A 12597-nucleotide genomic window follows, 5' to 3' on the forward strand; every position below is an offset into this window, starting at 1 on the left:
TGTATTTTTTACCGGGTACGGAAGAGCTTTTTGATTTTTTTCAAATAAGAAGTCTCCTTCTTTTTTATTTTCTTTTTCTTCTCCTCCAAATCATCCCCGTAATAATTGTACATGTATTTATTGTTCTGAGAATACAAATAGGTGTTTCCATAACCATAATTATATCCTTCATAATGGTATCCAGAATTGATGATTCCATTAAATACGCCATAGACATTTTTCACTTGTTTATTATTAAACAAGTCATTGATCATAACCAAGTGGTCCTTTACTGTATAATTCTGCCTAACTACATATAAATTGATATCAAACAATCTCATCAAATCGATGGTTTCAGAAACCAATCCCATAGGTGGGGTATCAAAAATGATTACATCAAATCTTTCATCTAAGTATTGCAAGAAATCTTTCAATCTCTGGGTTTGTAATAACTCCGCTGGATTGGGGGGAATTATCCCTGAAGGAACATAAGATAAAAATTCCTGATCGGTCTCCTTTACAATATCCTGTGCTTCAACTTTTCCGATCAAATAAGTTGACAATCCAACTTTTTCTGAATCACCAAAATAAGTGGCTAATTTTGGTCTTCTTAAATCCCCTCCGACTACTACCGTTCTTTTGGATCCCAAAGCCATAGCTGATGCCAAATTCAAGGAAGTAAATGTTTTACCCTCTCCAGAAACCGAAGAGGTTACTAGAATTCTTTTTGTGTTTTTTCCACTTGCTAAATATGTGATAGCTGATCGTAAAGATCTAAAAGATTCTGCCACAGCAGATTTTGGATGTTCTAAAACAACTTTGTTGGTTTCCTTTTGAGAAAAACCAATCACACCCAATTGAGGAATCATGAAATGTTTTTTAAGATCCCTTTGGTCCTTAATGCTATCGTCAAACATATCTCTGACTACAATAAAACCAAAAGGTAAAAACAGTCCCAAAATGATGGCCAGCGCATAGTTTTGTTGCTTTTTGGGAAATACCAAAGTACCTCTTTTAGCTGCATCCAAAATGGCATTATCAGAAACATTTGATGCTCTTGCAATTCCCGCCTCCGCACGCTTCTCTAAAAGATAAGTATAAAGAGATTCTCTTAGTTTGAATTCTCTGAAAATCCCGGTGTATTCAGATTCTGATTCTGGCAATGTTGAAAACTGAGCATCATAAGTTCTAATTTCTCTTTGAATTCCCTGTTGTTGTTTTCTTGTATTTTCAATAAGGTTGACCACATTTTCAAACAAGCCATCTTGAACTTTCTCCATCTGGACATCTATTTTGATGACTTCAGGATGGTTTTCATTGACTGTTGCAAGAAGTTTTCGTCTCTCTTGAGAAAGTCCTACCAAGGTTTGAATCAATCCGTTTAATAATGGATCCGGAACTCCAATTACAGAGGGTGCGATTACATCGGAGAAATCCTTACTCTTTCGCTCCATATAATCCCGAATCTCTTCAAAATACTTCAATTGGTAATCCAGCTGGGCATTTTGTTCATCAAGTGCATTCATCTTTGATAGAATGTTGGAAAACTCTGCTGAAACATCCAATAATTTATTTTCAACTTTGAACTCCTGTAGCTCACGCTCTTTGTTTTTCAAAGAGTCCTCCAAAAAACCTAATTGTTCCTCAATAAATGCTATTGTATTCTCCTGGATTTTATTCTTTTCATTTAAGTCATAATCAATATACGACTCCATCAGGGCATTAATATAATCTCTACCTTTTTCCACCACCTTGGTGGTAGTGCTTAATCGAAGGACTGAACTATATTCATTTTCTGTATTCACATTGACTGCTCTAGCCCAGCTTTCTTCTAAAGCAGACGGATTTTTCAATTGAAAAACAACTTCATCACCAACCCTACCAGGATTTACTAAGTAGACTGTGAATTTTGATCTAGCTGATTCAATTTCTTCTCCGAAAGTATATGTTTTATCATAAATGGATTCGTCCCCTGCTGCCTGCGCAGAATTGATATCCAATAAGCTTTCTGAGAATGGTACTAGTTTAAAATTATCCTCAGAAAGGATCTGAAGTTCCACTTGAGTATCAGCAACCTGCAAATGATCCCAATCTACTTTGATTCTGATTGGAGATCTATCATAAAGCTCAATTGCTTTGATATTAGTTTTCGCAAAATATTCAACATCAAAATGAACCTTTTTCAATGCCTCCCTCGCCAAATTTTTTGACCGAAGTCTCAGGATATCATTTTCTAGGTTAATTCCCGAATTGAAAATATTGGATCGGTCTAAAATTCTCGCTTCAGGAGAAGTATTGGTTTTAATTACCATTGAACCAGTCACTTCATACTCATCTACTGTATAGCGATGAAACAAAAAAGTTGCTATGAGAAAAATCAGCGTGAATAATACATACCAAGGCCAATAACGAATATATTTGGCCACGACATAACGAATCTCTAATGCCTTCTCCTCATTATCTAACTGACTGAGATCTAACTTTTCCATAAAGGTTAATTCCCTTGAGTGACCAAATTAATTATCAATAAAGTTGAGGCCAACAAACCTGCAAAAAGTGCCATTGAAGCAGTCAAATTATCGGCTGTTCCAATTTGTCGGATTTTCATAGGCTCCATATACAAGATATCATTTGGTTGGATAAAATAAAAGGGGCTAGCCAAGATCGCCCGATCATTCAAATTTATTTGGTGGATCTTTGATCCTCCATCATATTGCCTTACCACAAATAATTTATTCTTTTTACCCAAAATCGTCGTTTCACCGGAGTTGGCAAGAGCATCGAATACCGTAGCTCTATTTTTATAAATAATTTGAACTCCAACGTTATTAAATTCACCTAAGGTAGTATACCGAATCCCGGCAATTCTCAGCTTAACATAAACTTCTTCTTTAAAAAATTCATTGATTTTATTCTGGATCAAATTTTTCGCATCCTCCTCGGTCAATCCCGCAATCTTAGTCTTACCCAGTTTCGGAACCTCCACTTCTCCATTCTGGTCTATCTTATACCCTCTAAAATACAATGGATCTGACCCTTGTCCACCACCACCACCTGACCTTGCCATATTCGTATTGGACCCAGAGTTTTGAAAAGAAAATGCCTTTGTCAACTCTTCATCAGATGAAGCAAAATCTATTTCAACCATATCATATGGCTGAAGAATATACTCATAGTCTACTTCCGCAAATGGGATAAATTCATTTAGTTCGTAAGATGTACTATCTGTCAAGTTTTGTAAATAGGTAATCCGCTTATTACTAATACAGCTTGAAGCCATCAGCAGAAGTAAAAAGAATGCGGGGAGAATTCTCATAAATTAAAAGGAAAAACCAATTCAAATATATACAAAATGTTGAGGAGGGATATTTTTAGTTGAAGAAATCTAAAATCCAATCTGACATCGACAATAGATTCGCATTTGAATCAGGTTGAAACTCAATAAAAAACCTTCAATTGTGCTTGTTAAAAAAGGAAGTCTCGCTGATAAATTGAATTTTTAAGAAAATCTAAATAAAAAGAATGTTTTTAAAACTGGTATTATAATTTAGGAAATCCCAAAAAAAATATATGACCCCACGTCAAGCCAAAGAAGAAGATATTCCTGCTATTGTTGACTTATTAAAATTATCCTTGGGAGAGAGTTTAACTCCAAAAACCATCTCTTTTTGGAAATGGAAACATCTCGAAAATCCTTTTGGAAAGTCTCCTGTTCTCCTTTTGGAGGAGAATGGAAAAATTGTTGGAGTAAGAGCTTTCCTCCAATGGAGATATTTGATTAATGGGGAAAACATGTTAGCTGGAAGGGCTGTCGATACTGCGATTCATCCTTCTTATCAAGGAAAAGGTCTATTTACGAAATTGACTAAAAAACTTTTGGACCAAGTTGAGCAAGATGGCTTTCAATTTATCTTCAATTCACCAAACAATCAAAGCCTTCCGGGTTATCTAAAAATGGGTTGGGAAAGATGGGGAAAATTACCTCTAAAAATTCAATTGAACCCTTTTCCAAAAAAAAATAAAGGTCTAAGTAAACCAGATTGGAGACTGTTGGATCCCCTAATTGAGAATATAGAAAATTCACAAGGTTTAGAGTCTGAAATTCAAACCAAACTTGAAAAGGGATTCATCAATTGGAGATATGAACACTGTCCAATCGTTGATTATTTTTGGATCAGTGATCAAAGCACCTATTTAATGATTTTTCGCCTTAAAAAAAGTCGGGTTGGGACAGAATTTAGAATAGTTGAATTTTATAAAACTCCCGAATTTTCTGAATTTGGAATCGAACAAGTAAATCAACGACTTAAAAACAAAATCACGGAAACAGGAGCAAATTTCATAAGCTTCTCTGGGTTACAGTTTCCAAATTCACATTTGAAATTGGGTATTTTACCAATTATTAATCAAGGTCCTTTGGTGACATTAAGAAATCTAAACAGTAAAGCATCCCCACTGGATCTCCCATGGTCCTGGAGTTTGGGTGATCTTGAGCTGTTTTAACTTTTACTCAACAAAAAAGCTGACTCCATTTCTGAAGCCAGCTTTTCTTATCTATCAACAATATTATTTTACCAAGGAACTGTCGTGCCTTGATACAACCAGGATTTCGACCACTGACTATCCTTTCCAAAGTTTCCGGAATACTCGGTCAATTCCAATCTATCCAAGGCCCCGTTAATACTTGAAGAGTTATTGTTATACTCATCATTTCCATATTGGAATCTCAACGCAACAACCGGCTGAGGTGAAAGAGGACCTGCTTGAAGGGCTGGATAACCTGTTCTTTTGTAATCAGCAAATGATTCGGCAGCAGCAGTCCAGCTAGCTACCCATTTCTGAGTAATCACTTGCTCCACAGAATTATCGAAGACAACATCATCCTGAGCAATAAACTCATCGTAACCATCTTCATTACCCCAAGTCTCAAGAGAACTCAAAATTCCAGCATAGTAATGATCTTCCGCAGAACCTACACTCCATCCTTTTAAGGCCGCTTCTGCCAAGATAAAATGAACCTCAGCCGCGGAAATCAATCGGGATTTCAAAATACCTCCACCTTCATTCATATAGGTATCAGCCAATTGAGATACGTGTTGGTTTTGAGTACCCTGTCCAGGTGAAGGGTTCCCATTATAGGAAGAAGGAACAGCGATAGCTGGAGGAAGACCTACATACATATCGTCATTGTACTCCACTTCATTCGGATTGAATTTTCTGGTGAAATCATAGCCTGAATAATTGTCTACAAAATCATCAAAAGCATAAGTAACTACTTCTAAAGGCTCTCCATCCAATCGGATAAAATCTTCAGAAGCTGTAGCCAAAGACTCATCTGCAACCCAACGTACTCTCACTGGAGCAAAGAAGGTAGAAAGTCTAGGGTCACTAGTTCCCATCAATTGATCAATGAAGGTCTGACATGCCTGATACCTTTGGAAATCATCTGGGTTCAAAGGAACGTGTCTGGTAATCCAGATATCACTAGCCCCACCTGTATAATCCAATACTGCATCCTGAGAAGAGCTTTGGATAAAATCACCTGATGAGTAGATAGCCTCAATCCCAGCTTTGGCAACATCTGGCTTCTTGCTAGAAATTCTCATGTAATATCGAAGTAGCAAAGAATTGGCAAAACGCTTCCACTGATTAACATCTCCATTAAAATACAAGTCATTTTCTGGTAATACACCGACATTCGAGGCATTTTCAAACAAGGCTACTGCACTTTTAAGATCCGCGATTACCCCATCATAAATTACCTCTTGATTATCAAAAGAAGGAAATTGAAGTTCTAAATCCGGCTGATCTCCTTGAAGTGCATTTGTATAAGGTGCATCTCCCCATAGATCTGTAATATTTCCAAATACAAATGATTTCATAGTCAATGAAATTCCTTGGAAGAAATCATTATCCAATGCGACTGCTCTTTCATAAAGCAGATTGTTGTCTCTAAGGATACTGTACCAGCCTCCCCATCCTGAGTTTTCCCATGAATAATAGTTATGGCCATCAAACCAGCCATTCTTCTGGGTATGCTGAACTGCTCCAGCCAGATTATTTACTCCCAAATCAGTGTAGGACTGAGCAGAGGAAGCTAGGATACCCGGTAATAACAGATTTGGATTTACTTCTGTTGGATCAATACCATATGGATTGATATTTAACTCATCGAGTTTATCGTCACAGGCGGTAAACCCAACCCAGCAAACCAAACCCAGAAACAAACTTTTATATAGTTTAGATGAATTTTTCATGATTCGTTGATTTGAGGTATTAAAGATTAAAGTTCAATTTGAAGCCTACAGGAGCTGTCCAAGGCATCACATTTTGTCTTTCGATTCCTTGACGGAACTGGGAAGATGTATTTCCTTGATTTCCGCTATTCGCCCAGAATGCTCTTTCAGGGTCGATACCTACTTGAGCTTTGGTCCAAATCATCAAGTTTCTAGTGTAAACAGAGAATGTGATGTTTTTGAATGCTCCCATATTTGGAAGTCTATATCCCAAAGACAATTCTCTCAGCTTGATAAAAGTGGCATCAAAAGTCACTTGCTCATTGAAACTCCAAGGATAGGTATCAGTGATTGGATAAAAGTTCGTGCCTTCACCACCCAAATGCTCCTCGTACACGTCATCTGAATAATCATCAGGAGTATCCTGTCCAGCTGTCTGAATTACACCTGGTACGAATGCTCCGTCATTTCCATTCTCATCTATATAGTAACCTCCTGTTTCGGCTGTATGCCCACCAACTCTTGGGAAATCTCCCGGTCCTGGTATGATATATCTATCTGGATCTGACTTTAGCAAAGCGATCAGCTCATCTTGTGAATAAAGAGAACCAGGGATCAACATATCCAATTGTCTTTGAGATTTCCAATCAGATTCACCATACCTATAGGTAAATGACATGAATTCACCACCTTGTCTCCAATCGATGCTGGCACTGATTACAAATCTTTTGATATTCAATGTAGACTGGAAGCCCAGCATAAAATCAGGATTGAAATTCCCAACTTTTCTTAAATCCTCGGTATTGGAAAGGCTTTGCCATTCTCCATTATTTGAAAGGATCGGCCACTTATAATAAGGAGAGCTAGGATCTTCTACCTGCGCAAAGCCTCGACTGTACATATCACCGATTTGCTCACCTACAAAAGTGATAGCACCACCTCCGTTTTCACCCCAAAGGGTGATTCTATCCAAACCATCCGTCAGTTCCTTTACGGTAGTTCTGTTTCTACTCCAGTTAAAGTTCACATCCCAAGTCAAATCTTGCTTTTGCAAAACAGTACCCCCTAAAGCCAATTCCAAACCTTTACTTTGGATCAGACCGGCGTTAATCAATCTTCCGGTATAGCCTGAAGAGGCTGGAAGATTTACTGAGAAAATCTGATTCCTGTTATCAATGATGTAATAAGTCCCTGAGAATCTTACTCTGTTATTGAACATATTCAAATCAATACCCCCTTCATAGGAAGTAGCTTGTTCCGGTTTCAAATCTGGATTCAATAAACCAGACTGCATACTTGCGGTATTGATGCTATTATAAAGCCCTGTATTTAAGTTTGGAACCAAGTTGTAAGGTCCAGTATCGTTACCTACTTGAGCCCAACCAAATCTAAATTTGAACATGTCAATTTTATCAGACATACCCAATGTATAATTTGCCAACCAGCTCAAAGAGGCTGAAGGGTAGAAATAGGATCGATTTTCTCTTGGCAAGGTAGAAGACCAGTCATTTCTAGCTGTCAAATCCAAGTACAATTGATCAGCATATCCAAAAGAGGCTAATCCATAGATTGAATAAATTGCTCTTTTATAATAGGAATTTGAAATTGATCTGTTGTCAGCAGGAATATTCTGAACGTTATATATACCCGGAATCACCAAGCCGTTATTTCTATTTCCACCTACACCAACATTGGTTCCAAAACCATGTCTTGTCATGATGTTACCCCCTACTGAGGCATTGACATCTAGCTTTCCAAAATCTTGATTCCAAGAACCCAGAATATCTGCATTTGATTCTTGAGTGGAAATATCTGAAACATAATATCCCCCTCTTGCCATTCTACTATAACTAAAAGGAATCTTGGTTTCCAAGGTCTCGTCTGAACGATCCAACGAATATCTAGCTCTCACATTGAAAGATTCAGAGAATTGGTAATCCAATGAAGCATTTCCATAAATTCTATCTCTGACAAAGCCATTTCTAATTCCCAAAGCAATAAAATATGGATTATCACCTTGTTCTGTTCGAACTTGCTGAATCTCTTCCTGACCTGGAACCCAATAATCTTTCATTTGCTCATAGTCGATATATGGAGAACCATAAACTGCTTCCAGAGGATTCGCCCTTCTATCACCGGTACTTGGTCTGTTATTTGACTTACTATTCACATAATTAATATTTGAATTGAAAGTCAACTTATCTGTGATTTTATAGGATAAAGAGGTTCCAAAACTATTTCTAAACAAATCAGAACCTGGAATGATACCTCTGTTCAACATATTAGAGTAGGAAGCTCTAAATGAACCCCGATCATTTCCTCCATCTACTGAGACATTATTGGAAGAAGTGATTCCAGTTTGCATAAAGTCTCTCATTGCATTAGGATATGCAATCAATTCAGTGGCTATTGGGTTTCCGTTTGCATCTAAAGGGCTATTCCACTGAATCGCTGTATTTCCTGCATTCAATTCTGGACCACCCCAATAGGCAGACCCTTCATTAAACACACCTTCTCTATTACCATTGGCATATTTGTAATGAAAGTCTAACAATTTGGTAGCTTGCTCAAATACGTTACTTGTGGAAAATGAAACTCCAAGGGATTTTTTATTACCACCGGATTTGGTAGTAATGATTACCACACCATTACCTGCTCGAGTACCATACAATGCCGCAGCACTAGGCCCTTTCAATACGGAAATACTTTCAATATCATCGGGACTTATATCCGAAATAGCATTACCATAATCGACTTGATTACCATCCCCATTTTGTCTTACGTTATTCAGGGAGTTGGACATTGGAATCCCATCTACTACAAATAGCGGCTGATTATCAGTAGTCAATGAAGTAGCACCACGGATTACCATGCTAATGGAAGATCCCGGGCCTGAAGTCTGATTAATCTGTACACCTGGCATTCTACCTGCCAAAGAACCCAAAACGTTTTCTTGAGATACTTGAGTCAATTCTTCACCTTTTACACTCGACACATCATATCCTAAGGAACGCTGATCTCTTTTGATACCAAAAGCTGTCACAACCACCTCAGACATATCTGTAGCAGTTTCCGACATGGTCACATCGATAGAGGACTGATTTCCTACCGTAATTTCTTGAGGATCAAACCCTACATAAGAAAAAACAAGGACTGAAGTCGGACCAGATACATTGATAGAGAAAGTCCCATCAATTTCTGTTACTGTACCATTGGTAGTACCTTTTTCAAGTACTGTAACCCCAGGAAGAGGAAGTCCATCCACGCTGGAGACAATTTTACCTCTCACCTGCTGGGCCTGCATGGCTTCTTCCATCGGAGTGAGGGTAGGCGAAATCATGGCTGATGCCTCAAAGAGAGGGATCATGGCCATTCCAAAAATCATGGGTACTCCCCACAAAATCTTGGTCTTTCTGTTTTTGGAAAAATGTTTCATAAGCAAACAATTGTTAATCGAGTTTTCAGATTTACTCTATTGGTTTTTGGTTGGAAGATTCGTTTTTTACTTGCTTTTCCACTGAATCAAAAAATTCCAGAAAAGCATGGTCCAACTCAGATGATCCTTTTGCTTTTTTCACTTCTTGTAAAAAAAGATCAAATTCATCTCTGGATATTTCTCCCTTGGACAACTTTCCAAGCAATTCCTTGATAGTTGGATTTTTCATAGGCTGCACCTTCAAATTCAATACCCTATACTTTTAAAAATGGACTACCTAATTACTGATTACCAGATTGTTATTTTGAATTCCATAAAAACAAATCAGGCTTAACAATTAGGAAATATTAGTTTTTTAGCATTTTACTAAGGACCTCAAAATCATCGAATTCTGAATTCCACTGGCTCTTTTTTATAAAAATCATTTTAAAACCTCATCTGTGCCCCTGGAATCGGACCATGAGAAAAAGCCGCAATGGTCGCCACAACCAAAATCACTAAGAAGGCTATCAATCCAACCTTCGAAGGTGAATACATAGACAGTGGACTATCTTCAGGTTTATTTTTTAACCTTGACATCAAATAAACAATAACTATGAAATTCAAGAGGTAGAGATATTGCTCTATTCTACCAATGCTAATAAATGCACCCGTTATTAAAATAGAATAACACATATAGGCCAGAAACAAAGTCAAACCTATCTGCTTCAAAAAGGGACCATCTCCGATCAAGCCTTTATTCAATTTTTTATAGCTACCAAAAGAGATCATTTGCATCAGAACCCAAATAATAAAAGCCAGGATCAGGGTGAAACTCGCCCAATAAGATGGATTGGAAAGTCCAAAATTTTCAAAAGTTGGAAGAAGATCTCTTTCCACGAATGACTGATGAAAGACTATCAGAGGAATGATTCCAACTAATCCGATCAAGGACCACTTTAATCGCGGATTGAATTGGTTCTGTTCGGAAGCTTCTGTTTTACCTGAATTCTTAAAACCAGTCAAGGTTCCATAGGCCATTCCCAAACCTCCAAAGAATCCCAAACTATACTCCATGACATTCCAAAAGTTGAAGTGGATCTTCGATAGAAAACCCATCACTTGAAGGAAATCTCCAAAAGCAAATCCCAACCCTCCACCAATAGCTGAAAACAAAGCAGTTCTCAAGGCACCTGCGTGATGGTTTCGTACCATATAATAAAGCATGGCTATCCCTGCTCCTGCACAAACTCCCCAGGCCTCAGATCTTGGAGGTGTCATCAAGATTCCCAATTGCTCTATTATGAAAAAATAAAAAATCAAGGCTCCTGCTGTCATTTCAACAACCAGTTGAGGCCAGGCTATTTTCTTTCCAGAACTTCCTTCTTCAAGGCCTAATCCGAACAAGCCTCCTCCCAGCAATCCATACAAACCACCAATCACTCCCAACATCAAAAGGCCATAGGTTGCATTTAGCCAATCCTCAGATCGACCATATCCAACGACTACTCCATAGCTCATCATACCCCCCATACCCCAACCGATCGCTCCCATCAAAGAAGCTTTCACCCCGACTATCATCCATTTGGGATTTCCTATACTGAAAATCAATAATAAACAGGCTATCCCTCCAGCCCAAGCAGCTCCCTGCTCATGACCGAATTGACCTCGAATGGCCCAGGTAGTACCTAAGGTTAGGGCCGTCAGTAAGATGATGATTTTGTTTTTGCTCATTTCCTACTATACCCTAAGGGATATAAATAGGACTATTTGGGGAACTAAAACTTAAATATACCCTTAGCCAATAAGAGAACTATTGCCGAATTTCTTCCTGTACTCACCGGGAGCATAGCCTGTCATTTGTTTGAATTGTCTGGCTAGATTTTTACTATCCTGAAACCCCAGGTCCACGGCTATTTCAAAAACACTCTGATCCGTATCCAAAAGTTTCTGGGCGAGCTTTTCCATTCTCACCTTTGTAATGTACTTGTAAACCGGCTGTCCCGTTATTTGCAAAAACCGCTTTTCCAAAGCTCTTCTAGAAAGTGGAACTTCCTTTACAACCTGATCCACCACCAGGTTTCTATCAATATTTTTATGAATATACGTTAATGCTTCAGCCACATATGCATCGGCAGATGCAAACATATCTGTTGAAGATCTTGTGATCACTTTGACCGGACCAACAACAATATCCCTATTATCCTTTTTCCCTGTCCGAATCATCTCATCCAATACCTGAGCAGATTCAAAGCCTGCTCGCTCGATATCCAAATCAATGCTCGATAATCTAGGGTCAGAAAGTTCACAAAGCGTCACATCATTATCAACTCCCAAAATTGCCACATCCTGAGGTACTCTGATTTTGTTGTGAATGCAAGCTTCTACAATATGGACTCCTTGATTGTCATCGCAGGCCATCAAAGCTACCGGCTTTGGCAGGTTTCGAAGCCACTTACTCAGAGATTTACTTTTATAATACCAGATATCGGTTGATCTGGATTTCTTGTGTTCAAAATAATTCACTTCATATCCGGCCTTGCGAATAGTATCTTCAAATCCTTCGGCCCGTTCCCTTGACCATACGATATTATTGAAGCCATAAAAAGCAAAATTGTAGTATCCCTTGTTTAAAAAATACTCGGCACCAAGTACACCTGTTTCCCAATAGGATCCCGTGATATTAGGGATTTTAGAAAACCGTTCTTTGAAATCCTGTGCAATTACTGGTAACTCTCCTTCAAAGAACTCCTCCTCCATTTCGTTGTAAAGTTGCCCGATGATTCCGTCTGCTTTCCATTCTTTAGCCCATTTCAGAATACCCTTCACACCCATCATTTCACGATAATACAAAGGCATCCGGCAAAATGTCCATTGCCCATTTTTACTGGAATAGGCACTGATTCCTTTCAAAAGGGACTTGCTATACTCTTCCGCAAAATCTAACAGTAATATTACCCGATGCAT

Annotated in this window: 8 protein-coding genes; 1 reads left to right on the forward strand and 7 read right to left on the reverse strand. The window is 38.2% G+C overall.

Annotation, left to right across the window (positions count from 1 at the left end; genetic code table 11):
- Positions 1–8: 8 nt before the first annotated feature.
- Together O0V13_RS16855 and O0V13_RS16860 are read right to left on the reverse strand one after the other, a co-directional pair.
- Positions 9–2468, reverse strand: a complete 2460-nt coding sequence (locus O0V13_RS16855; RefSeq protein ID WP_268036146.1) for a GumC family protein — start codon at positions 2466–2468, stop codon at positions 9–11.
- Positions 2469–2473: 5 nt separating this feature from the next.
- A complete protein-coding gene (locus tag O0V13_RS16860) occupies positions 2474–3295 on the reverse strand; it encodes a polysaccharide biosynthesis/export family protein (protein ID WP_268036147.1) in 822 nt (273 codons plus the stop codon).
- A 254-nt stretch (positions 3296–3549) separates the two neighbouring features.
- Here O0V13_RS16860 and O0V13_RS16865 point away from each other — a divergent pair, with 254 nt between their 5' ends.
- On the forward strand, positions 3550–4482 hold the full coding sequence (locus O0V13_RS16865; RefSeq protein ID WP_268036148.1) for a GNAT family N-acetyltransferase: 933 nt from the start codon (positions 3550–3552) through the stop codon (positions 4480–4482).
- Between the two features lie 68 nt (positions 4483–4550).
- Here the strand turns inward: O0V13_RS16865 and O0V13_RS16870 are convergent, their stop codons facing one another.
- The 5 genes from O0V13_RS16870 to O0V13_RS16890 all read right to left on the reverse strand — a co-directional run bounded on the left by O0V13_RS16870 (position 4551) and on the right by O0V13_RS16890 (position 12597).
- The gene (locus O0V13_RS16870; RefSeq protein ID WP_268036149.1) at positions 4551–6236 is read right to left on the reverse strand and encodes a SusD/RagB family nutrient-binding outer membrane lipoprotein; all 1686 of its coding nucleotides are present in this window, start codon (positions 6234–6236) and stop codon (positions 4551–4553) included.
- A 19-nt stretch (positions 6237–6255) separates the two neighbouring features.
- Positions 6256–9651 (reverse strand): SusC/RagA family TonB-linked outer membrane protein, encoded by a 3396-nt coding sequence (locus O0V13_RS16875; RefSeq protein WP_268036150.1) that lies wholly within the window; start codon positions 9649–9651, stop codon positions 6256–6258.
- A 31-nt stretch (positions 9652–9682) separates the two neighbouring features.
- Positions 9683–9880 (reverse strand): hypothetical protein, encoded by a 198-nt coding sequence (locus O0V13_RS16880; protein WP_268036151.1) that lies wholly within the window; start codon positions 9878–9880, stop codon positions 9683–9685.
- 197 nt (positions 9881–10077) lie between these two features.
- Positions 10078–11364, reverse strand: coding sequence for a hypothetical protein (locus O0V13_RS16885; RefSeq protein WP_268036152.1), 1287 nt, complete (start codon positions 11362–11364; stop codon positions 10078–10080).
- A 63-nt stretch (positions 11365–11427) separates the two neighbouring features.
- On the reverse strand, positions 11428–12597 hold the full coding sequence (locus tag O0V13_RS16890) for an AraC family transcriptional regulator (RefSeq protein ID WP_268036153.1): 1170 nt from the start codon (positions 12595–12597) through the stop codon (positions 11428–11430).

Source organism: Algoriphagus sp. PAP.12 (genome assembly GCF_026652115.1).
GTDB lineage: Bacteria > Bacteroidota > Bacteroidia > Cytophagales > Cyclobacteriaceae > Algoriphagus.

Coding starts and splice junctions, on each gene's coding strand:
- O0V13_RS16875 (WP_268036150.1), bottom strand. CDS start 9,651: ATGAAACATTTTTCCAAAAACAGAAAGACCAAGATTTTGTGGGGAGTA.
- O0V13_RS16885 (WP_268036152.1), bottom strand. CDS start 11,364: ATGAGCAAAAACAAAATCATCATCTTACTGACGGCCCTAACCTTAGGT.
- O0V13_RS16865 (WP_268036148.1), top strand. CDS start 3,550: ATGACCCCACGTCAAGCCAAAGAAGAAGATATTCCTGCTATTGTTGAC.
- O0V13_RS16870 (WP_268036149.1), bottom strand. CDS start 6,236: ATGAAAAATTCATCTAAACTATATAAAAGTTTGTTTCTGGGTTTGGTT.
- O0V13_RS16890 (WP_268036153.1), bottom strand. CDS start 12,597: ATGCATCGGGTAATATTACTGTTAGATTTTGCGGAAGAGTATAGCAAG.
- O0V13_RS16855 (WP_268036146.1), bottom strand. CDS start 2,468: ATGGAAAAGTTAGATCTCAGTCAGTTAGATAATGAGGAGAAGGCATTA.
- O0V13_RS16880 (WP_268036151.1), bottom strand. CDS start 9,880: ATGAAAAATCCAACTATCAAGGAATTGCTTGGAAAGTTGTCCAAGGGA.
- O0V13_RS16860 (WP_268036147.1), bottom strand. CDS start 3,295: ATGAGAATTCTCCCCGCATTCTTTTTACTTCTGCTGATGGCTTCAAGC.